The sequence below is a fragment of the Paenibacillus sp. R-74696 genome (genome assembly GCF_055814915.1).
In genome coordinates, this window is the sequence record NZ_JBPULM010000030.1 from 455,341 (window position 1) to 479,437 (window position 24,097).

Genomic DNA, 24,097 nt, shown 5'->3' on the forward strand with positions numbered 1-24,097 from the left:
CGCAACTCCCTTTGAGCAGATGATGACTCGGCAACTCAACATAAGGCACCGTATATCGTATGAAGGACATTCGTTTAGGGAATGGGCTAATGTATTGAAATAAATTTTATCGAAGCTATGATCTATTTCTTCGGCATGTCTGATTGGATGGCTCGGCGAATTGCAGGCGGGAGGACACTTTTTCATTTCAAAAATTCCAAATTCATAATATGCTAGATATATCCATTTTAAACAGAGACAAGGAACATATTAAACATTCCTATACTAAAGCGAGGGAGTGATTGTTATAAACCCGTTTATTTCTGACGCAAGACCGCTCGCGCTACTATTCATAATGTTAGTCTGGCTAGCCGCTTGCAGCAACAGTTCCAACGATATTCTGCCTTTGGATGAGGATAATGCGGCAAGCATGGACAGCAATATCCAGACAATGGAGGACTGGACGAGTGCTGCCGATCACATTGTTATAGCTGCTAGAGTAGGAGAAAAGAGGCATGAAAATGGAGCACCCCACTATTCCTTGGAGGTGGAGCAAGAGCTTAAAGGGGTGCTCCCCAATAACATAATTGACGTGTATGCTTTACAGGGACTATCCGAGGACTATAAGCGCTACGTTTTGTTTCTCTATGCGAATGATTCGGAATATTACGATGAGGTTACGTACAGCGTGATTCATTCGGTTCATGCATTGGAGGGCGAAAGACTCCAAACCGGTCCTTATAAAGGAATGGAGTTGAATAAGCTCCTGAAAGATATTATTAACTCTCCCGGCTTGCAAAAGATAGACAACGACAAACATAGGGTCATTCAGCAGCCTGAAAGCATGGAAAAGCTTATTGAAGAGTCGGACTATATCATTCATATTGTTCCTCATGAGCTGCGGTTCGAGAACAGCGTCATTCGCGAGTATACGGTTGATTTCGTTCACGTCTATAAAGGCGATGAGCGGATTCAGAGAAAAGAAAGCTTAACGCTGCCAAGCGAGGTGGAAGCCGCGGAAGAGTATCTCGTATTTTATCAACTCCGAGACAAGGATGAGGAGAGCGAAAGTCCATCCATTACGCTAACAACTCGTAAAGGCAGCGTCATTCCGAAGAGCGATGAACAAGCGTGGAAAACGGCGATTGCCTTACTCAAGGGGATAAAATAGCGACCATTATTTCACAGGCAAAGCGAAGCTATCCTAGTGCCCCCCTTCTTCTCTGCAAACAGTTGGCACTATTTCACAAAAAAAGCACCTAGCGGGCTATCCAGCAATTCGCTGCTCCCACTAGATGCTTGCCTGTCATTTGGAAGTATCTCTTATCCAACAAGTCCTGTCCGCTCGATACTTTCGACAAAGTAGCGCTGCACAAACAAATAAAGAATAATTAGCGGCAAAATCGCGAGCAGTATTCCCGTATCCTGTACCATGCTCAAGTAAAACGGGTCTGCTTTGGAGGACGCGCCGTCTTGGAGAAAGATAGATAAATTATAGGGCAAGGAAGCCAATTGGGTAGACATCACTTTGCTCGACGTCAAGTAGGTTGTCGTAAAGAAGCTGTCGTTCCACTGCCATACGAACGAGAACAGCAACACGGTTACGATTGCCGGCATCGCATTTGGCAGCATAATGCGTAAAAACGTCTGCCCGACACCCGCACCGTCCATATATGCGGCCTCCTCAACCTCCTTGGGCACACCTCTAAAAAATTGGCGAAAAATAAAAATATACAGCCCTGCTCGCAAGGAATTGGCTGTTATGGAGGTTAAAATAAACGGCCAATATGTGTTCAGCAAATTGACAGATTTCCCCGTCAATAAAGGAATCAAGCCCATCAGGGTAAAGTCCTTCAGGTTTAAATAAACGGGAATAAGTATAGTCGTAGGCGGAACCATGATCGTTAGAATGACGCCACCAAAAAGCAGCTTGCTCCCTTTAAACTTAAGTCTTGCAAAAGCATAGCCCGCGAGCGCACAGGAGGCAGCTGTCAGCAGGGTCGTTGTCGACGACAGCGCAAACGTGTTCAGCAGCGTCTGCCAATAATCCATAATGGCTATCGCCTGCTTAATATTATCCAGCGAATAATTTTGTGGAATCCATATTACAATCGGTGAGTATAGATCTGTCTTGGACTTTATCGCTGTAGAAATCTTTTGCAGAATGGGATAAAGGATAACGAAGGATAATCCTGCGATTAAAGTTAAACGGACGAATGACCACAGCCACCGCTTCCAGCTTTCTAGCGATAATAATCGGTCCATTATCAAGGCATTCACGCTCCTTTTAGTCTTGGTAGAACACCCTTTTAGATACAAAATACGAGCTGATCAGCAAAATAATCATGATTGCCAGAAAATAAAGCCATGCCATCGCTGAGCTGAGTCCAAAGTTAAAGGTGGTAAAGCCCGTCTCCCGAATCAATTCCGTCATATTATTCCTTGAGAACGAATCGATAATCGTATAGATCATATTGACGAGAATGAGCGGACTGACCATCGGGAACGTAATTTTCCAAAATGCTTCATAGCCGGTAGCTCCCTCCATCTTGGACGCCTCATACAGTTGAGGAGATATCGTCTGGATGCCCGCTAGGAAGATCAAGAGCTGCACGCCCGACTGGCTTACAATCTGATAAATACAGTCGACTGCCCCCGTAAGATACAAGACAATGTCTTCATTAACTCCCGCATCAAGCATTAATCCGGCCAGCTCATAAGCGCCAAAAGCATTGATGATGCTGGAGCCCGCATTTTGGTCATTGACAGCTTGGATCAAGCTTGTGCTCTCAAGCGTCATAATAACCCCCGAGGCCAAAATGACAGGCAGAAAAAAGATTGACCTTGCAATAGCTCTGCCGAAAAATTTCTGATTCAGCAATACAGCTAAAAACAAACTGAATATAACGATCAACGGTACGTTTACGACCATGTCCACAATCGCTTCTGTCAATATGCGATTAAAGCTCGTATTGATCGTCAAAGCCTCCACAAAGTTTGAAAATCCGATAAATTGGATGCTCAGGCCCTCCGAGTTAGCCGAAATAGAACTAAAGCTGTAGCGTAAGGAGGAGACCATCGGAATAAAAAAGAAAAAAACAAATCCAAGCAGCCAGGGCAGTACAAAAATAAAACCTAAAAAAGCCTTCTGCTGCGCATATGTCCGCTGCTTCAACCCGAGCTTCGTTATAAGCTTCAAGAGCGTTCACCACCCGTAATATAGCTCTCGGCTTCTACCGTCCTGCCTTCAACCGTCACTTGAGTCTGGTTATAATTCACAATCACATATATTCCATTCTCGTAAACCGTCTTAAATACGCCTTCATCCAGCTTGTCATGCGCGGTAATCCGCTCGTTTCGAACGCTCCTCAGAACGGCGTTCACTTCTTGATAGATCTCGGAGGCTTTATCGAGCCAGAGCTTGTAATTGACAGCGTAGAGATGATTGTATTCACTATCCTTTACCTTATAGTTCGGCTCGTAAATCCATTCGAAGTAAACACCCGCTCCATATTCCAAATTTTTCAGCACATATTGCTTTTCATTCGTATAAGTAGAAAGATTATACGGTGCCCCCGCGTATTCAATAAACCCACGAATGACCATCTGATAGAAAGGAATTTCTTCATCCTCAAGCTTAAATCCGCTGCCAGACAACGGCGCATTCGTAATATGGGACAAATAAGGCAGCGCATAGGCATTTCCGCCGTTAGCCATCACCTTCAACTTTTCATCCCGAATTTTGTCTAATGCTTCGCCCGATATAGCTTCAGACATCGTTCGATCAATTTGCTTGTTTTTACGGAAATCGCTATTCAATTGATCAGCCAAATCCTGCAGCGATAGGCCTCCAGGCTGAAAATCACGAATGCCTTTGAGCATGGAATCCGTATAGCCCACTACGAGCCGTGGGGATATGACATAGGACGGCGATTTGGTTATATCACGTCGATTCAATGCCAGATCAAGCGGATAAAGCATAGCAGGAACCTCTCTTAGCGTTCTTGAAGCTTCATCGGACTCATCGAACCCTCCTCCTGTAAGCGCAGTCAAAACGGCAACCTCCGGGAACAGAGAAATCCCTTTGCTCTGGGCAAACGCAATAAAATCCTGCATGCCCTTGCCCCCCCCGATTTCCTTATCGACCCTAACGTGGTTCGGGACTTTATGATCGAGACCTTCATTGAACCAGCCAGAATACTTGAGCTTAATATCGCTTATCTCACGCTGCTGCAGCTGCTCGACAATGGTCTGCGCTTGCTCGAATGTCGTAAGCGGTTCAAGTGCCTGATAGGGAATGCCCACGAAGTGCTTCTGCTTGGATATGCTTCCAACTAGCTGCAAATAGAAGGGCGTATCCACTGTCGTATCGTCTTCTTCGTGCTTAAGCAATCCATTATTTTTCTCCAAATATTGCTGATAATAACGAGCCATTCCTTGGTAAGAAGCTTGCTTGCCACTTAGAAAAGCATAACGGATCGTATAATCGCTTTTCATCGGATTTTCTTGAAATCTTGGGAGTGAACGCTGCTGCCCATTCCCATCTAGGTATACTGTTCCCTTATTGATCACATAAAAATTCGGATAAACATAGTTGTAGCTGTTCAACCTGCCTCCAATGTCCGCGTGGATGGTAGCAACAGATGCGCCCTCCTCAATGATCCCGAGAAAAGCTCCGCCCTCCCGAATAATTCCAAACACGGGGAGTCTCACCTTCTGTTCTCTAGCTGCATTCTCGGTCCTGTCTATCGTTTGATCCGCCCCGTAGACAAGCTGCTGATAGGCTGGATATTTGGTTTTTCCGTTGTTAAAGTGGATAAGAGCACCTGAACCGTCCGGAACGAACATTGAACCGTCCTCATCCTTCCCTCCTGCGCCAAAAAAGCTGAGGAGTGAAATCGTGTTAACGGGATATTCATCGGGATAGCGGATGCTGGAAACGGGAATTTTGGCAACTAGGCTATCCGCATCCAGCGTATATTCAATCGATGCTTGAAAAATGCGCGCGGCGGGCTTCTCCTGCGTAAATTGAAGCTCGGCCATGTCCTCCTGCAGCTCCGCTTCTGTATAACCCGATTGTTCCATTGCAGCGAGCGCCCGCTCTAATTGAAGCCCATTCAATGCGCTGTCATTTCTTGTATATACCGCTTTTTCCGCATCCTCTGTATAAGCGATGAGCAAGGCTCTTTTTCCTGCTTTCTCCAGCTTGCCCGACAATTCTTTGAAACGGGCCTTGCTTAGCATTTGGGGTAAATCTTCTGCTGTTTTTGTACTCGTACCAAATTGATAAGACACGCTGATCCCACTCGGAATCTCTGTGACATTAATCTGTTTATGGACAACACTGTCTGTGTATGAATTAATAGAGTTGAGCTGGCCAAAGCTGTTATAAAAATCAATCTTTATTTGAGAGGACAATAAATCCTTGTTTACTCCCGTAGCTAGCGAATCCGAGTCTCGATCAAGCGGGTTGCTGTTCCATACTTCACCCGTTTGTTTGATAAGAACCGCTATCGCCCCATTTTGATCATCTACGAATAGCCGCAGTTGGTCATTTTCAGCTACTCCCTTCATACCGGCGACACGAGAATCCGTGAAAGCAGCGCTCAAGGCCTTCCCCTGCGACAATACCGGCAAAGCCTGATCATCTTCCTCCCTATGATTGCCAGATGACGTATCGGAGCAACCTGCAAGGATAATCCCGACTAGGAAGCATGCGACCAACAGGGCATTTTTGGCTATATTCATCTCTATGCCTCCTCCCTTAGCTTCTCAAAACCAATTCTTGATAAATAACCGATATAAAAGCCAGCATCTGCTGGATTAAACTAAAGAACAATAAGCTTAAGAAGGCCATGAACCCCATAGCTGCAATCGTCAAAATGATGGTCCCGATCGTCTTGGACGGCGTATATTGATGAACCGTCATATTGCCGACAAAGAGCAGAAACACGCACCATATCATGGCGATACTGCTGGAAAAATGATAAAACGCCGTCTCCTGCAGCGAAATGAAATTGCTCAACACAATCCAAGGTAGATGAATAATAACGAACGGTATTAATGCAAAGCATGTTGAAGTAAAGATGTCGACAAACTTCCCTTCCCCATCCATTAAGGTCGTCAGCGACCAATTGGCCACACACCAAAACAATACGGGAACAACGACATACAAAATCTCCATAAAGCTGTTCATTCCATTTGGATTTACGAGATTGACCACAAACCCGCTGTACTGGCTCTTCATAATATTGGTCACGGCCAGCAAAATCAGAATCACAAAAGAAATGACGATGCTCGCCTTTTGATTGCGGTCATATTTCAGCTCCCAATAGCCATTAAAGGGATGCATAATGAGATAGAAAGGGTATTTATACAGCTCACTGTTCAATGGAGGCAACCTGACGTCCCCCTTTCTTTTTCCGATACTTTTTAATAAGCAAGGCAACGATCACAAGACCAAGCATGCCCGTCATAATCGCAGTAAAATGTTCCCGCAGCACTTGCTTGCGATAAAGCAGGAACGCCTTCGAATAGCCTTTCTGATCCATGCTTTGTTTAAAATATTTCATCGCCTCGCCATAATCTCCTTGCCGGATCAGTGCTTTGCCAATGCCCGCATAGGCGAATTCTAGATTTGCATTCATGTTAATCGTCTGTTGAAACAACGTGTGGGCCTGCTCTTCATCGCCTTTATAATAACTCCTGACCGCTTCATTCAAGGTGCGGCCATATTCCGTCGATTGAAATACCGTGATTTCACCAAGCGCCTTATCCAATATGAGGTAATCATCACCAACGCGCTCAAGCGCCACCGGTGTATGGAATTCACCCAATTGATTGCCTACCCCGCCGAAAACATACATGAAATGTCCGTCACCATTGTAAGTGAAAATTCGGCCTCTATTGGCATCTAAAATGGCGTATATCTCACTGTCCGTGACATCGATATCAACCAATCGGGTTGGACCATCAGCCGTCATGAAACGAATATCTCCTTCCGGAGGAAAATAACCTTCCTCCCTTAAAATATCGCCCCCCCGTGCATTCAATTTTCTGACGTTGTTTTGCATTTGACTATTTGTCGCGTAAAGGAAGCCTTCATCATTAATATCCAAATTAGAAAATTCCGTCGGCGTGAACATTACCATCTGGCTGCGCTGCGCTTGAGTGGACAGCATTTTCCAAAAATACTCGACTGGGCTGAAAAACACACGGTTTGCGCCGATAAACGATGTGAATTCGCCATTCGAATTAAATTCCATAAATCCGTCAAAAACCCCGGCTGCCATCACATAGAGTCGCTGCGCCTTATCCACGACAACTCTTACCGGCTCAAATTTAAATGGGGCCTGCAGCAGCTCGGACTCGGGCGACTCGATAACCTTCACCAGCTTGTCGTCCTGATCGAGATGAACCACTCTTTGATTTCCTGTATCAGCTACGAACAACTGCTTCTCATCCGTTACGAATAAACCTTGAGGGTTCTGGAACGTTTCCTCTTTGCCCTCATGGACGTATGAAGTAATCATTCGCACCAGCTCAAATTGCTGATTCAGAATGACGACACGATTATTGCCTGTGTCGAGCAAATAAATCTGCTTATCAGCCGTAACGTACAAATCGCTCGGTTCCTTTAACGGCCCAATTCCCATGCTCTCGCCGTTCCATAAGCTTGTTGCTTTGTAAGCTGCAGGAGCGGCTACCGTGTTCCCCCAAAATGAATAATTGTAAGAACCCGCATCCTCCTCCGCCTTGGCAATCGTTCCTCCCATGCCCATGCTTATCAGGCAACAAAGCGCAATGAAAAGGTATACCCTTGTCTGTAATCTGCCTTTCAACATCCTGCACGACTCCCTTCTACTCTTTCATTCCGGAAGTTGCCATCGTCTGAATGACGCTGCTCTGGGAAATGATAAAGAGTGTGATCGGAACCACCATCAAGATTAGCGCAACTGCCGCACCGACTCCTGCTCTGGCAATTCCCCCTTGCGTAATTTGACCCAAAGCATAATGCAGCGTCTTTAAATTCTCACTGTAGATAAAGCTGCCCCCATCGGTCCCCCATAACATAGGAAACTGTAAAATCATGAGCGTTAACCATGCTGGCTTCACATTCGGCATGACAATGCTCCAAAAAATCCGGTATTCATTAGCACCATCAATTTTTGCCGCCTCCAGCAAGGCATCCGGTATTTGCTCCATGAATTGCTTCATGAGGAACAGGCCTAACGGAAAGGCAAGTGACGGCACAATAATCGACGCATGCGTGTTAATCCATCCAAGCCAGGACATCACCATATAGTTGGGAATTGCCGTCACATGCCCAGAAAACATCAAGGACAGCACTACGATGGAGAAAAGCGTTTTAGATCCCAAAAATCGGTATTTCGCTAGTGGATATGCTGCGGCCGAGGCAAGCAAAATATGGCCGGCCGTACCGATAATGGTAATGATCACCGTATTTGCAATATATCGCGTGAGCGGAACCCACGAATTGCCCATTATCGCCACTAGGTCAAAAAAGTTATCCAGCGTCGGGTTGTGCACAAATATGCGTGGCGGGAAAATAAACAGCTCATCAAGCGGCTTAAATGCATTGTTCACTGCATAAATCAAGGGCATTGCCATAAAAGCGCCGAATAAGGCCAGAAGCGCGAATAGCAAAAAGCTGACTAGAAAGGAACGATTGAGCCTTTTGGGCGTCCGAAGGACCGCGAGCATTTTCATGGCCAACGTCACTCACCGACCTTTCGCAGCATTTTCTGTGTCAGCATATTCGTTCCAATCATAATGACAAAAAGAACCGTCGCAATGGCTGACGCGTAGCCCATTTCAAAGCGAATCGAGCCATAGTCCATCAGGTGCGTAACCACCGTATGCGCAGCATAGTTGACACTTGGAAAGCCAGCCAGCGCAATGGAGATGTCCGCAACCGCGAATGCTCCAGTAATCTGCAGGACGGCCCCGAATAACAGCTGCGGCCTCATGGAAGGCAGCGTAATGAACCACAATTCCTGCCAACGATTGTTAATGCCATCAACGGCGCCCGCTTCAATCAACGTCTGATCAATCGTTTGCAGGCCCGCGATAAAGGCGAGAAAGCTCGTGCCCAGGCTAAGCCATAGCTGGACGAGAATCACGATCGGCAAAATATATTTCTCATTGGTCAGCCATAAAATCGGTTCCAGCATAAATCCATATTTGATCAGAAACCCATTTAAATAGCCGTAGCTATCTCCGGAAAATACGATCAGCCAGATAAAGAACACATTTCCAGAAATCGATGGCGCATAGAAAATCAAGGTCATGACCGCACGAATCTTCGGTGACAGCTCATTGATGATCCATGCAAATAGAAAACAAGCGATATAGCTGACCGGGCCAGTAATGACCGCGAACATAAAGGTGTTTTTTAAGGCAATCATGAATACATCGTCGTTAAGAAACAGCCTTGAATAGTTTTGCCAGCCAACAAAACGCGGAAATTCGAGCATATTAAAATAAAAGAAGCTTAGACATAAAGAGAATACGACTGGAATGACCGTAAATAAGAAGAAAATAAGCATATACGGACTCATCAAAATATAGTGATGCTTGTTTCTTTTCAACTCCTTTATCGTATGTGCCCATTTGGACGTCTTCTTTGGCTGGACGAGTTTAGGAACGGTTTTACCTGTTGCTGTTTCAGCTTGCATCGGCTTTCACCCCAATCTAGTACGGTAAATTGAATTCCTTTCGTTTGATCGCAATTTCATCGTTAATGTACAAAATATAATCGGATAATGCCTCGCGAGGATTCTCATTTCCATTGACGACTTTTCGGAAAGCATTATCCAGATGCCTGCCCGTGAAATAGCCGCCTGGAACCTGCGGGATTCCTCGCACCCACTGCCACTGGCTCTCTAAATTTTGATAGTCCTTGATCGGCCAAGGCAATTGCCCAAGCGCCTCCATATTAGCTGTCGGATAACGTGCGGCTTCACCCATCAGCCCTTCCATCTCGCGTCCGTATGCCACTTGGGTTTCCTTGTCTGTCCACCATTTCATAAATTCCCATGCCGAGTCCTTGTCATTCGCATTCTCAAGCATCATCACTGCGGTTGTATGGCTGGCAACTTCATGATTGATCGAGCCGTTCTGCTGCTCCATGCCGGGCACGATTGTAAAGTCCCATAGGCCTTTAATTTCCGGTGCCATGACCGTCAGTGCATTGTAGGTCGTATAGTCCGCAATGCCGACTGGCATTTCTCCCGTCCGAAAGCGATTAGGAAAGTCCGCCTGCAGCGGAAACTTGTAGTTCGTATAGAACTGCGACCATCTCTTGAAGGCTTCCATCGATATCTCGGAATCCAAAGCGCTTTTTTTGTCCTCATCCCGATAGAACGCTCCGCCATTTTGGTACAGCAGCATCGCGAATGTCGCATTCGGAACGAGGTTCGCGTTATTGGTTGCCGCCTCAATAGGCAAATAAAACTCCATATTATGCTTTTGAAGAACGGAAATCATGTTGTATACTTCCTGCCAGGTTTTAGGCGGCGTCAATTCCAGCTCCTCCAAAATATCCTTGCGATAAAACAGCATCGGGAACGTCTGCTGCTCCGGAAGGGCATACACCCCGTTGCTGTACACATACGGTTCCAGTGCGCTGTCGCGGAAACGGGAAGCCACCTCCTTGAAATCAGCAAAGCTCGATAAGTCCGCAGAGGCGTTCCGCATCGCATAGTTGACGGGTACATCTTCGCCAATCTGCATAGCAACGTCAGGCCCTTCCTCAGCTAAAGTAGCCGGTAGAAGGATGTTGCCCGGGACGAGCCTAAGCTTCACCGAAATATTCGATGCCGATGTAAACGAATCGTCAATCAAGCTTTTCAGCACTTGCGCCTGATCCCGTCCTGTCGTAATCCAGACGGTTATGGAACGCTGATTTTCTCCAGTATTGCCAATGCTGTCATAGTCTTCGGTATAAGAGGCTATATAGCCGCCAAGCTCGTGCTTTATTCGCCCCAATGCCGTTGCCTCCGCCTGAGGAAGCTCCCGATCTGGTGAGGAGACAACCAAATAATCAAGTGTAAGCGGTTGTTCACGTACGGTCAGAATCCATGTTCCAAGACCGCCGACATTGATTTTGAATGCATTCAAGCGCCTTGCAACGGTTTCCGGTTTGTCCACCATTTCTTCCAATTGACGAACCATCGTATGCAGAACAGCTACTTTGTCGCTGCGCTCCCCCGTTGCTTGCTCCAAGTAATCGGCCACACGTTGAATCGTTGCCGCTTGCTCCTGGAACACCTTCGTCATCTCCGGTATACGCTTCTCCAATTGATAATCGCGGTAGGGGTCCGGCGTATTCGAGGTAATCATCAATATTTTCCTAAACATTTCATTAAGCTGCAAAACGCTGGACTCAACCGTTCGCAGCAGCGGCGCAATTTCGCCGAGAGAAACCTCCATCCGAATTCGATGCGTGCCTTTCGTCAGATGGAATAAATACGGCTCCGCTCCTCCGAGTACATTCATCTGCCAGTTCATATCGAATTTAAACGGGATTCGCTTCATTTCCGTAAACGGGTACTGGCCGTCAATCATCAGGCTGCGTGTGCTGTAAACGCCCCGGAGCTGATCCTGCTTGCGCTTCAAGGCAATTTGATACAGGCCGTCCTCCTTCACCTCTACTTCCCACTCTATCCACTGCCCGGGCAGCTTCCAATTCAGTCCGCCAATCGTATTGATTCTGAGCTTGGAAACATCGTACGGAACAACCGACGAACTTGATCTGTCGATAAGCGGGCTTAAGGTTGGAGATGACTTCAGCACAGCCTCTTCCGCCTGAATCGTCACGTATTGATCTTTAACAGGTGCTAAACCTGCGGCTTCATATTCTTTTTTGATTTCCGCATAAGATTTTGCGACTTTCTCCTGATACAGCTCGATATAATCGATAGCCATTGGCTCCCGTGATGACGTCAGCGACAAGGTTTGCTGCCCTTGGTCAAAATAGAATAAATACGGCTCGTCATAATAACCGCCGCTATCCGTTAAAGTCTTGAGCTGCCATGACGGCTTCTCGACCTGTCTCGGGCGCAGATCGTTTCCTCTATCGTCCCTTCTTATAGCATCCTCCAGATTACCCCACAGTCGGTTGAACAACAGCATTTCCGCACCCTTGAATGGCACTTTCTCATTAATAGCAAGCTGCCTTTCGATCGCAGAGCTTTTTCCCTCTATTGGGTAATAATGAATTCTGATGTTGTAAAGTCCCGGCTCTGCCATCTCCAGATTCCAGCTAATGGTTCCAGCCTCCGGCGTAATCACCGCTTTTCCATCCAAGCCTTCAAACCGATCTGCCATTTCAAAGCCGTCTCCAACCGTTTTTGAAAAGCTTTCCCCTTCGATTCGGATAACCTCAGCCGGACGCTCGGCATTCGAATAGCTGTTCAAATAGTCGTCATAGCCGCCCTTAGCATAGGAATGCTCTCCCATCTCAAAAGCACTCTTGGCTTGAACTCTCCCCATGTCAGATTGATTCTGAGGGTTATAGCTCCAAATGGACAAAAAAAATAAAACTAGAGCTAGTATGGCGATTGCGTATTTCTTCGCTTTGCTGTTCAATTCTTCTCCCCTCCTGCTGCTAGAGATAAAATATTCCAAACAGCCCCTATTAATAGAATGGCTCAATAGGGACTGTTTGACATTCGTAAGGAATCGCTATTTTTTATACACTTCGTCAATGGCAGCTTGAACATTCGCTTTAAATTTGCTTATAACGGTAGATACCGAGTTTCCAGAAGTAAGGTCGCCTATAATATCGTAATAAGGCAATTTCGGGAATGTATTGTGATCGAGAACAAGCATGCCTTTTCCGGAAATGATAGCGTTCTCAATATCATCCTCATTCGTAAAGTTGCTCTCCAGCGTAGCTTGGTCTGGATAATCATAAATCGAATCGACATCGTTCATTTTTTCCCAAATGTACATGAGCTGCTCTGGATTCTCGACTTTTTTTGGAATCGCCAGAGACTGGAAGAGAGCTTCGCCAGCATGATATTCGGAAGCACTCGGGCCTTTAGGGAAGGGAACGAAGCCGATGTCAAAATCCTTCATATCCGTCTTGAGTCCTCCGATCTCCCAAATGGCGCCTGCATACATCAGCGTATTGCCTTGACGGAAAAACTGGCCAGGCTCTGTCCAATCTCCACCTTCCGTAGCTCTTGCAACCTTCTCAGTTGCCACACGGGAAATGAAATTAAAGGCTTCAACCGTTTTGGGATCTTCTAAATTTTGCTTATTTCCAAGGGTAAGGCTTGCTTCATTGGAGTACAGCGACTGATCCATTAGCGAGCCTTGTGAAAGTCCCCATCTATCCAGCTTCCCGTCATTATTCGTATCCTTATTGGCCTCTTTGGCAACTTGAATGAACGTGTCCCAATTCCAATTATCTTCATTTACATATTCCTGAAGCGGCTTAAGTCCTAGCTGATTCAGAAGCGTGCGATTATAGAAAACGCCACTCATGAAATCAGACTGATTATCCGTAAAACCATAGCCTCTGCCCTCATACTGCATAAACTCATTTGTAACCTTCTGATTGAATACCTTCGTATTTTTCGTATACTCATCAATCGGCCAAATTAAATCTTGTTGGACCAATGACGGAATCATATAGGCTTTACCCAGTCTGACGATATCGCCGAGTGGCTCGCCTGCCACCAAAGATGCGACAACTTTCTGCTGATACTCACCGTAGTCAACAGCGACGTATTCCACTTTAAAATTATGCTTCATCATTAGATCATCCAGATTTTTCTTGCGCTGAATGTTGTCTGGATTGTCCTCGGGTATCGTCATATCCCACCATGATACGATTTTGATCACCCGTCCGCCCATGTCAAAATCCATATCTGGCGTCGATTGTTCATCTCCAGTTGCCTCACCGGCATTATTAGCCTCAGCAGGCTCAGTCGTTTCCGAGCCTTCGTTAACGCTTGCCTCTGCCGGTTCCTTATTGCTGTTACCATTACTGCTTCCACTTGCATTACTGCCTGCGTTACCGCTGCATGCTGCTAGTGTAAATATCAACATTAAACTTAATAAAAAGACTGACAGTTTTCTCACTTGCATATGGATCCCCCCTGAAAATGGATTACATAAAAAGTGTAGCGCTTACATTTCTGGGTAACAACCTGCCTGTATTTAGATGAATCACCCTATAAGTTATAGATTTCAATGAAATCGCTTACTTGCTGTGCTACTCCCGTTTACAAATGGTAAACAAATGGTTGAGGGATAAAGAAATGCACGTTGTGGAGAAGCCGTACGTTGAACATAATGGAAACATAATTACTTCATTCGTACGGAAATTTATCCGAAGCCTATTATTGAAAATGAAAGTGAGGTTCTAACCGTGTATAAGGTATTGCTTGTTGATCCAATGATTCATTCGAGGGAAAAGACGCAGAACATGCTTGACTGGAGACATTTAGGTTTTATCATACAAGCGTATGCGGGCAATTCCTCGGACGCCCTGGCTTTAATGGATAGGGAGCCCTTTTCCCTTGTTCTAATTAATATTAAAAACGCTCAAGCAGATGGCATGCTGCTTTGCGAGCATATCCGCCAGCAAAGCCGCGTTTCGATCATCCTCTTGGAAGGCGGCGATGATTTCCAGTTGGCTAGGAAAGCTTTGTCCTTTCAAGTAAGCGATTACATTGCGCAGCCTGTTCAAGCAAGCGATTTAACGGCAAGCTTACTTGCTGTAAAAAAAGAACTAGAATCCATCGCTGATGATCAACAGCCGTTGCATGCATCGCCTGTTCCCTTTAAGAGGAGCAAGCAGGGCAAGTCGATTATCGATATCGTAAAAAAATACGTGGAGGAAGAATTGCACCTTAACATTACGCTGAAAAAAATATCCGCCCTATTGCACTTCAACTGCGCTTATCTGGGTCAAAAGTTCAAGGATCACGAAAACATGTCGTTTAATGAATACCTCCTTCAGCAACGGATGGAAAAAGCAAAGCTGCTGCTCGAAAAAACGGATATGCGCATCTATGAAATTGCTAATGAGGTTGGTTACACTGAAATCGATTGGTTCTACAAAAAATTTAAAGCGTATACAGGAGCCAGTGCGAACGAATATAGAAAGCAAATCTCTTAAATTCATAGCTGTAATTGCGAGCACAAACGTACAGGCCAGCTTCCCTTGGATGAGGAAGCTGGCCTGCTGCATGTCTATCAACCTTATAAATCCATTCCCTGTAAAATTTACTGATGCCGCTCTACTGCTCTGTTGCTCTACTGGCAGACAAATTGACAACCTCGTAATAGGCACCTTTTGGCTGCTGCTCCGTATCAAACAATAGCGGCCAATTTTTGCGGCCTCTTACCGGGAAATAATCCAGCCAAGTATAGTCGTCTGCCGCTCCCCAAAACGTCACACCTGTCAGCACATCCTTATATTCTCGAAACAGCTCAAAAAACTGCCGGTAACGTTGTTCCTGCTGACGCAGCATTTCAGCTGTCGGTACCGCTATATCTGTACGTCGGTCTTCAAAGGCGAAGACTGACACATCCATCTCAGTAATTTGCAGCTTCAAGCCAAGTGATGCATAACGCTCGATTGCCGCGCGGATGTCATCCAGAGATGGATCTGTTAAATTCCAGTGTGCCTGCAGCCCAATACCGTGTACCGGAGCTCCCTGTTCAAGAAGCGACTTGACCAGCCGATAAATTTTCTCGCGCTTCGCCGGATTGCACTCATTGTAGTCGTTGTAGAACAACAGCGCCGCTGGATCGGCTTCATGGGCCAATCGGAAGGCTTGCACCATATAATCTTCGCCAATGCCCTCCAGCCACCTCGAGGGCCGCAGCCATTCATCCCCTTCGTCGCTGATCGCTTCGTTGACGACATCCCAGCAGTAGGTGGTTTCTTGGTAACGCTGCATAACCGCCATGATGTGCGCCTTCATCCGGGCAAGCAGCGTTTCCCGAGCTGCTGTACCGCCGTTTCCATCGTCGAATACCCAATCTGGTGTCTGATTATGCCACACCAACGTATGCCCGCGCAGCTTCATGCCATGCTCTCTGGCAAACTGGGCAATCCGATCAGCCGCCTCGAATGTATACGTATCCTCTGCAGGGTGAAGGCTCTCAAATTTCATTTCGTTTTCCGCCGTCAAGCTGTTGTAGTGCTTGACCAGCAATTCACGTTGGCTTACGATTGTGTGACTATTAACCGCAGCACCGATCAGAAAATCATTTTTGAAGCTTCCCGCCAGACTATCCGCTGAATTCATATGCTTCTTCTCTGTCATTCTTCTGCCGCCTCTCGCTTTTTTCTATGACGATGCTACTTTCCCTTCACGTCCGTCAGCTTCAAAACCCCAAAGCCGAATGTGTTCTGGTACGACTGTCCCGACCGATCATTCCAGACGGACACACTGTCGCGGTCTCCGTCGCCATCCTCATCATTATTGATTTGTACGTCAAAGCCGATCAGATCTCCAGCCTTTGGCGCCTTTCCGATCCACGCGATAGATGCTTCCACCACATAACCATTCGCCGTCCGCTTCGCAGCTGAGATTAGATTCTCGCCTAGTGAAACCGGACTGACACTCTGCTCATTATCAAAGTTAATCCGGTACTGGCCGTCATCGGAATCATAGCTGCTGCTCGCTGCATTATTCTGGTCGATGAAAATTTCCACCGAATCCTGCTCCCACGCATTAGCACTCTTTTTCGATAGCAGCGAGTCAGTCACCTCGGCCAGCACATACAAACGGCGGCCGTCCCATAACGTCCTGACCTTGGCCTTCGATCCGCTTGTTCCATTGACCCAGCGGTCGGTCACGATTGATTTTGCATTTGCCCATACCGCATCAATACTGCCATCAATGACTGGCGTACCTTTTACAGCTTTAGCGTATTGAGGTCCTTCAACCAGCTTCAAAACACCGAATTTGGACGTATCGGTATCCTGTGAATTCGTCTCGTCATTCCAGGATGTCTTCGTCACTGTGCTGCCAGACTTATCGACCATTCGCACATCGAACCCAAGCTCTTTTCCTAGCAGCCCTTTAATTGGAACCGCAGCTTCAATGCGGTAGCCGCCTTCCGTCTTGACCGCTTTATAATTCACGGCTTTATCCTTATTCGCTCCGCTGCGCTGGAATGTATATTTTTTATCGTCCGCCTCGTAAGACGTTGTCTTGCCATTGTTGCCGTCCAAATAAAGCTCAACCGCATCGCTGCTATTCGCCGTTTTATCCAACACATCTACCGTTATATAAAGATGTTTCTTATCCCAAAGCGTCTTCACCTTGGCAATTGCACTGCCATCCTTCGAGATGGATACGAGCGGTGCTCTATTCCAAGCCTCCTCCAGCTTGCCATCGATCTTCGCACTTCCCTCAGCTGCCGTTGCTTGCATCGTTTCGACTGGCACTTTGCTCGGATCGACGAGCGCCCAGTACGCGAATTTCGCCTGCAGCCGTTCATCGAACAATAGCGGCCAATTATTGCGCGTGACAGGGAAAGTACGGAGCCATGTATTAAGATCGTCCTTGCCCCAAAAGATTACTGCATTGAGCTGGTCCTTATGCTTTTTAAACACATCGAAAACTTCCTTGTACCGATTTGCCTGCTTAATTTGCAATTCAAGCGGAAACGCATCATAGGAATCGGCGTCATTCGTATAGACACTCATATCAAGCTCCGTGATCTGCTGCTCAATGCCAAGACCCCGGAACGCCTGAAGCATATCATCAAGTGACTGAACGGACGGGGCCGCAATGCCAATATGTGTTTGATGGCCGACGCCGTCCACAGGGATACCCTTGCCTTGTAGGCGCTTGATTAAATCATGCAAATCTTGTCGTTTTTCAGGAATATCCGTGTTGTAGTCGTTAATAAACAGCTTGGCCTGTGGATCTGCAGCATGTGCATATTCAAACGCCTTCTCAATAAATTCCTCGCCTGCTATTTGGTACCATAGGCTGTTGCGCAAACCATTCGGCTTCTGGTCACCGGAATCAAGAACCTCATTCACAACGTCCCAAGCGTAGATTTTGCCTTTGTATCGGCCGACAACCGTCTCAATATGCCGCTTCATCCTTGCATACAGCAATTCCTTGCTGGCAAGATTGCCGTTCTCATCGTAGAACACCCAATTTGGCGTTTGGGAATGCCAGACGAGCGTATGGCCGCGTACAGCCATGTCATTGTCTACAGCAAAATCAACGATTTTATCCGCGCGTGTAAAATCAAATTGGCCTTCCTTCGGCTCGGTAGCATCCCACTTCAGCTCATTACCTGCGGTCAGACTGTTGAAATGCTTCTGAAGCAGCTGTGCATCTGGGCCGGTGGCATCTTCAATTTCACTTACGAGCAAGGAAGTGCCCAGTAAAAAATCATCGGCATATACATCTTTTAGAGATGGAATATCCTTTTGAATTTCAATAGGTACCGAATCTGGAATGCGCGCAATAACAACATCGTCCACATTAAATTCCAGTTTCGCATTATCTATGGATTCAAAGTAAACACCTAGGGTCTCAATCGGATGGAGCAAGCTATACGCGCCAGTTAGCTTCACCCAGCCGCTTTCCGTTACTGTTTTGGCAGCAACTGACTCATAAAACATATCCCCATTCGTTTTCCGCTCGATCAGCATGGAGACGGACGAATCAGGCGTTCCCGCAGGCAGGCGAACCCAAGCTGAGAGCTCATAGGATTTGCCAACCTCCATAAACGAGGCTAGATTGAGCATTGGGCCGTTCCAGCCTTCCGTTCTTCCTGTAACCTGAAGACCAAATTTACCCGAATGGGCAGCCGAAGCAGCAGCCGTCAGGCTTTCGTTGCCGCCGCGTCCATACCAGCCTTGTGTAGTGCCGTCTTCGAAATCCGTCGTGATTTGTTCAGCTTCGCTTGGCGGCGCTGTGCTAGCTTCCGCATTCGTCTGCTTTGGCAGCACGCTTAGCGATAAGGACGTTACCATCAAAATAGCAACCAGTAACAACGAAATAGAGCGTTTCAGTCGATTCTTCTTCATTTAAAACACCTTGCCTTTCAACTTATATTCCATAAAGCTCCCTTTTGGGGCGTGTCATGGCATCATTTGCTTTCTAGCAAAATGAACCCGGCGAATACCGCTACGTCTTTGTTCATTTATACCTAATCTTGCATTCCTTGCAAGTATAGCGTTTTCATTTTGAGCCAACTACCCGTTGATCTTTGTGAATTCACCCGATAAATCATAGATCCTTTTGCGAAATCGGGCCAAACGTTGAGAAATTCGATCCAGCTCCTTCAGGCTGCCAGGCTGAATTCCTCGTCCATGAACCGCAGATCGTTACTACACTTAAAAGTGTAGCGCTTACATTTTTGGACAACAACCTGTCTAGCTTGTGTTCAATTACCCGTCATATTATAGGTTTATGCTTGTCCATCTGCTTTCAAAGCAGCTGTCTAAATAACAAAAAGACCGCAATTCCCAACCAAGTGGCAGGGGTTGCGATCTTTGTGCTTTATTATCCATATTTACTATTTGTTATTTGTTATTTAATCATTGCGGTCTAGCTAGCTTTCCATCGCATAAGGATCGATTATTTGAATCGTTCCATCATCATTGTAATGCAATTCCGTGAATTTAACACAGCGCTTATGATTGACGCCTTCGGAGAGGGAGCTGTCGTGATAGAACAAATACCATTTGTCTTCAAACTGAACGATAGAATGATGGGTCGTCCAGCCGATTACCGGTGTAAGAATGGTCCCTTTGAACGTATAGGGACCCATCGGGTTACGGCTAATCGCGTAAACCAGCTTATGCGTAGTCCCTGTTGAGTACGACAAATAGTACCAGCCGTTATATTTATGCACCCAAGGTCCCTCGAAATATCTTCGATCCTCATCACCAGCTAGAATCGGGCTTCCGTTTTCGTCGAGAATCGAAATCTCCTGTAGCTCACCTTGAAAAGACAGCATATCCTCGCTCAGCAATGCGACCCGCGGACCCAGCGCTGCCTCCCCCGCGTTCGGACCTTCTGCGCCCGGCTCAAAGACGCCGTTCTGCCATTTTTCCAGTTGTCCTCCCCAAAGACCTCCGAAGTAAATGTAGGACTTATCGTCTTCATCCACGAATACAGCCGGATCAATACTGAAGCTGCCCGCAATGTATTCAGGCTCTGGGGTAAAGGTACCCGCTGGTGTCGTGCTTGTGGCTACGCCAATCCGAAATATTCCTTCATGATCCCGAGCGGGGAAAAACAAATAATACGTATTGTTCTTATAGGCAGCATCCGGCGCCCATAGCTGCTTAGAAGCCCAACGGACATCCTTTAGATGCAATACCTCGCCATGGTCTACAACAGCAGCTTCAAAACTGTCTATAGACAGCACATGATAATCCTCCATCGCGTATTGATCCCCATTATCGTTGTCAGGACCATCGTGGTCAAGGTCATGAGACGGGTAAATATAAATTTTGCCTTCAAATACATGTGCAGAAGGATCTGCCGTAAAAAGATGGGTAACAAGCGGTTGATTAGGTACTGGTACATTAGACATATGAAATCTCCTCCAATTCAGGGTCATTTCTAACTTACGTATCGCTTATTCGCTAAACTGCCACTCGTGAAATTTAATCCCTTTCGTGCCATCCGGGCGGGCAGTTGGTCATTCATTTCATATCTTCCTTGTACGTTCGTTTTCGTTTATAACGGTAGGAAAGGTATCCCGATATTCTTGCGGCGTTATTCCCGTCGCCTTCTTAAAAAAGCGCGTAAATGAATGTGCCGCTTCGTAGCCGACGGCGGATGATACTTCTCGAATTTTAAGCTCCCCGTTTCTTAGCAGCTCTCTAGCTTTTTTCAAGCGGCAGCTATCTATATATTCGGATAAATTCACCCCTCGCTCCTGCTTAAAAAACCGGGATAAGTAGGATGGATTAAAATAATTAATTTCCGCCAGCCGCACTAAGGATAAGTCCTCGCTTAAATGTTCTTCAATATATCGGCATATACGGTCGATTACACTGGTTGTCCGCTCTAGCTCGCCGTTATGCTTAACTTTGAATAGGCGGTCGGCAATGACATGCAAATAGGCAATCCCCTCCTTCATGGATGAATGCTCATCAAGACGCATCAGTTTTCCATAATCACCAATCTGGTGGTAAAGCCCCCAGCGATTAATGGAAGCAAGCAGCACAAGCGCGATAGAATAATAGCTCTCTATCGTTCGGTGAACATTGCCCGTTGGATGCAGCATGCCAGTCGTCATTTCCTCCACTACCTCATAAAACTTCTCTCTTTTCCCAGCTTCAAGATAGGCTTCCATTAACTCCGTTCTTTGAGCAATCATACTGTCTTCTTTCCTGTTTGAAGGCTCAAGCTGCTCCGTGCGATCCGTTAAAATAATGGATAACCCGTCAGCAATGGTCATTTGATGCAGCTGACGCAGTCTTTCATATTGCTGCGATACCGCTTCCCATTCACAAGAAGCACCACTTATAGTGAAGGCAATCGTTAAGCCTAGCGATTCCAAACATGTCTCCTGAATGAGCTCGAGCGTTCCTTCCAAATAGCGAATTAAATGACTATAAAACCTTTCCTCGACATGTTCAGAGGGCTGAAGCAGCCATAACAAATTGTCGTGCTTATCAACAATTCCAATATGCCGCGTCTGCTCTGACAAATAGGAATGCCCGATCATTCTGGCGGAATTAACAATCTCGCTTCTATCGGAGTAAGGGGTCTCAGCTGGATATGACAAATGACCAACTACCATCACAACCGGAATCAACGGACTCAGATCAATGTTCAGTTTGCCAAATTCCTTAACCAACACCTCTTGATCATGGCAAAGAAGATGGCTTTTTTGCAAAAGATGTCTGATATACTCTCCTTGTGCCATAAATTCAAGCGCATACATCTGTTCACGGGATCGCTCGACTAATGCGCTCAATTGATTGTTTTGATGGATCTCTTGCATCACTTCTTGTACAACTTCCGTAACTTTCGTATAACCTTCCGTCTTCAATAAATACCGGACATTCGACATTTGAATCGCCTTATAGGCATACTGAAACTCGCTATAGCCCGTTAGGAAGATGATTTTGCACCGCGGCCAATACATCTGGATTTCATCAGACAATTCCAAGCCGCTCATGCCTGGCATGCTAATGTCAGTGATAACGATGTCAATTCGGGTACGTTGCAGCCAATTGAGCGCTTCTTTACCAGAGTATGCTTTACAGACATCCAGCTTATCTGGCATCCATCGCTGAAATACTTCATATAACCCATCCGTAATGATGTCTTCATCATCCACGACTAACAGTCTAAGCAATCTCATTCTCCTCCTTCAGCTTGATGCGAATGACGACCTTGAGACTATTCAGCTCGCCTCTAGACAGAAGCAAACCGCTATTTCTTCCATAGGTTAAAATAATGCGCCTATGAATGTTCATCATGCCCGTCATTTCATAAGACTCTGTCGTACTGTCTAGGCGATTCTGTAAGGACTCGATCTCGGTATCGCTCAATCGATTCCCGTTATTTTCCACTATAATCCGGGCCTCAGTCTGATCCAGCTCAAAAGCAACGCGAAGCAGTCCATCCTCCGTCATTTTCTCCAGACTATGCTCATATGCGTTTTCGATAATAGGCTGAATGATGAGCCTGGGCACACGGATATTCTCCATTTCCTTTGGCAAGTCATCAAACTCCACGCGAATCCGTCTTGAAAACCGGAGCTTCTGAATTTCGGTGTACATGCGAGAGTGCCTCGTTTCCTCAGCCAGCAGCACATTATCCTCCCCATTACGGGTAATGAATCTAAAATATTCCCCTAGCATATTCGTAAATTCTTCAATGCGCTCCGTATCTCCCGTTCTGGCCAATGAATTGAGGATGAAAAAGCTGTTATAAAGAAAATGGGGATTGATTTGAGATTGAAGCTGCTTGAGCTCCGCCCGCTGCATCATCAGCTTTTGCTTAAAATCCTGATCAATAAGTGCCTGCAATTTATTCAGCATTTGGTTGAACCTATTATACAAATAGCCGAACTCATCCTTCTCCTCGTGCTCAATATGAATATCCAATGCACCTCCTTCCATTCTCCTAAAGCTCTGAACGAGAAGCAGCAATGGTTTATGAACGAATTTATAAGTTGAATAAGAATAGAGAGCGATGGCAATGAAGGTCATGATCGCGAATAGCCATGCCCAGATTACGAATTTGCCCAGCGGTTTGCGTACCGTTTCCTCGGGCAAATACGAAGCAACGGTAACACCCAATTTATCGGAATGCGCTTTATCCATATGATACCTTTTTCCATCAATAACCAGCTTGGTCGTGCTGGCCTCTTCTACTTCTCTTATATCGCCTTGAAGCCTTCCACTTAATTCCTCGTCGCTCATCAATACAAATCCCGTCGTATCCGAAATAAGAAAAGATCCGCTTTCTGGATAAATATTGACTTGGTCCAACGCGTATCTCAGCTTTTCCCTATCCAATTCAATTTGTATGACGAATAGCGGCTCTTCTCCCTTCTTACCGCTATACTTGGAGGTGCTAAGATGAAGGGTGTTCTCCCACTTTACAAGTCGCTGCTCGCTCCTTCCAATACTGAAGCGAAAGAAATTGTACTTATTAACGTCAAGATCAGAGATCGCATTGCTAAACGAGATGGTTTTGTTAACAGGACGGATATGCACATAAACATCCTTAATATATACACTGCTATTTTTAAAGGAAGTTAAGCGACGGATCAAGTAATTTAAGCTCGCTCTTTTTTCAACATTGTCCATCATCTCCCAAGTGACAACGAGCCTATTTAATTCAGTATCTTCCAACAAGTCGAACTCCTGCAGCTCCATCCATTCGATTTCCCGATTAAGGGCTTCCAAATAATTGGTCAATTGCGCTTCAGAAGTTCTCGACAGGCCTTCGCTGGCATTTTTATAGCTCCAATTATACAAATATACGCCTAGCAGGATAATAGGAAGAATGACGATGAGATAAATAATGACCTGTCGCATGAATATCGTATTACGCCAAGAATGAGCGGGAAATTTAAGCAAACAAAATCCTCCGATGCTGCTTTTATAAGTCGTGAGCAA

At 46.0% G+C, this 24,097-nt stretch carries 16 protein-coding genes; 2 read left to right on the forward strand and 14 right to left on the reverse strand.

Translation table 11 applies throughout. The features are described from left to right. The first annotated feature begins 409 nt into the window (after window positions 1-409). Complete coding sequence (locus tag ACSR9A_RS13635) at window positions 410-1,150, forward strand: hypothetical protein (protein ID WP_473757719.1); 741 nt, start codon at window positions 410-412, stop codon at window positions 1,148-1,150. Between the two features lie 152 nt (window positions 1,151-1,302). Here ACSR9A_RS13635 and ACSR9A_RS13640 read toward each other — a convergent pair whose 3' ends face one another. From ACSR9A_RS13640 to ACSR9A_RS13680, 9 genes are all read right to left on the reverse strand, one after another. Further along, on the reverse strand, window positions 1,303-2,244 hold the full coding sequence (locus tag ACSR9A_RS13640; RefSeq protein WP_445933867.1) for a carbohydrate ABC transporter permease: 942 nt from the start codon (window positions 2,242-2,244) through the stop codon (window positions 1,303-1,305). A 22-nt stretch (window positions 2,245-2,266) separates the two neighbouring features. Then, entirely contained in the window at window positions 2,267-3,178 is a 912-nt protein-coding gene (locus tag ACSR9A_RS13645) for a carbohydrate ABC transporter permease (protein ID WP_473757720.1), read from the reverse strand. Further along, window positions 3,175-5,727 carry a DUF5696 domain-containing protein gene (locus ACSR9A_RS13650; RefSeq protein WP_473757721.1) on the reverse strand — a complete coding sequence of 851 codons (2,553 nt, stop codon included), beginning with the start codon at window positions 5,725-5,727 and terminating at the stop codon, window positions 3,175-3,177. The genes ACSR9A_RS13645 and ACSR9A_RS13650 overlap by 4 nt, the downstream gene beginning before the upstream one ends. Before the next feature lie 16 nt (window positions 5,728-5,743). Next, on the reverse strand, window positions 5,744-6,379 hold the full coding sequence (locus ACSR9A_RS13655; protein ID WP_473757722.1) for a YIP1 family protein: 636 nt from the start codon (window positions 6,377-6,379) through the stop codon (window positions 5,744-5,746). After that, on the reverse strand, window positions 6,360-7,823 hold the full coding sequence (locus ACSR9A_RS13660) for a hypothetical protein (RefSeq protein ID WP_473757723.1): 1,464 nt from the start codon (window positions 7,821-7,823) through the stop codon (window positions 6,360-6,362). Before ACSR9A_RS13660 ends, ACSR9A_RS13655 begins: the two co-directional genes overlap by 20 nt. Window positions 7,824-7,839: 16 nt before the next feature. Beyond that, window positions 7,840-8,709, reverse strand: coding sequence for a carbohydrate ABC transporter permease (locus ACSR9A_RS13665; RefSeq protein WP_341278358.1), 870 nt, complete (start codon window positions 8,707-8,709; stop codon window positions 7,840-7,842). Window positions 8,710-8,717: 8 nt separating this feature from the next. Next, a complete protein-coding gene (locus ACSR9A_RS13670; protein WP_473757724.1) occupies window positions 8,718-9,677 on the reverse strand; it encodes a carbohydrate ABC transporter permease in 960 nt (319 codons plus the stop codon). A 16-nt stretch (window positions 9,678-9,693) separates the two neighbouring features. Next, entirely contained in the window at window positions 9,694-12,591 is a 2,898-nt protein-coding gene (locus ACSR9A_RS13675; protein WP_473757725.1) for an extracellular solute-binding protein, read from the reverse strand. 96 nt (window positions 12,592-12,687) lie between these two features. After that, window positions 12,688-14,100 (reverse strand): extracellular solute-binding protein, encoded by a 1,413-nt coding sequence (locus tag ACSR9A_RS13680; RefSeq protein WP_473757726.1) that lies wholly within the window; start codon window positions 14,098-14,100, stop codon window positions 12,688-12,690. Window positions 14,101-14,383: 283 nt separating this feature from the next. Here ACSR9A_RS13680 and ACSR9A_RS13685 point away from each other — a divergent pair, with 283 nt between their 5' ends. Further along, on the forward strand, window positions 14,384-15,136 hold the full coding sequence (locus ACSR9A_RS13685) for a response regulator transcription factor (protein WP_473757727.1): 753 nt from the start codon (window positions 14,384-14,386) through the stop codon (window positions 15,134-15,136). A 121-nt stretch (window positions 15,137-15,257) separates the two neighbouring features. On the opposite strand, the gene ACSR9A_RS13690 is transcribed toward ACSR9A_RS13685, so the two are convergent. The 5 genes from ACSR9A_RS13690 to ACSR9A_RS13710 all read right to left on the reverse strand — a co-directional run bounded on the left by ACSR9A_RS13690 (window position 15,258) and on the right by ACSR9A_RS13710 (window position 24,058). Then, window positions 15,258-16,274, reverse strand: coding sequence for an endo-1,4-beta-xylanase (locus ACSR9A_RS13690; protein ID WP_473758007.1), 1,017 nt, complete (start codon window positions 16,272-16,274; stop codon window positions 15,258-15,260). Window positions 16,275-16,327: 53 nt separating this feature from the next. Further along, window positions 16,328-19,027, reverse strand: coding sequence for an endo-1,4-beta-xylanase (locus tag ACSR9A_RS13695; RefSeq protein ID WP_473757728.1), 2,700 nt, complete (start codon window positions 19,025-19,027; stop codon window positions 16,328-16,330). A 527-nt stretch (window positions 19,028-19,554) separates the two neighbouring features. Further along, window positions 19,555-20,544 carry a glycoside hydrolase family 43 protein gene (locus ACSR9A_RS13700; RefSeq protein WP_473757729.1) on the reverse strand — a complete coding sequence of 330 codons (990 nt, stop codon included), beginning with the start codon at window positions 20,542-20,544 and terminating at the stop codon, window positions 19,555-19,557. Window positions 20,545-20,661: 117 nt separating this feature from the next. After that, window positions 20,662-22,323, reverse strand: coding sequence for a response regulator (locus ACSR9A_RS13705; protein ID WP_473757730.1), 1,662 nt, complete (start codon window positions 22,321-22,323; stop codon window positions 20,662-20,664). Continuing rightward, window positions 22,316-24,058 (reverse strand): sensor histidine kinase, encoded by a 1,743-nt coding sequence (locus ACSR9A_RS13710; RefSeq protein WP_473757731.1) that lies wholly within the window; start codon window positions 24,056-24,058, stop codon window positions 22,316-22,318. The genes ACSR9A_RS13705 and ACSR9A_RS13710 overlap by 8 nt, the downstream gene beginning before the upstream one ends. Window positions 24,059-24,097 lie beyond the last annotated feature (39 nt).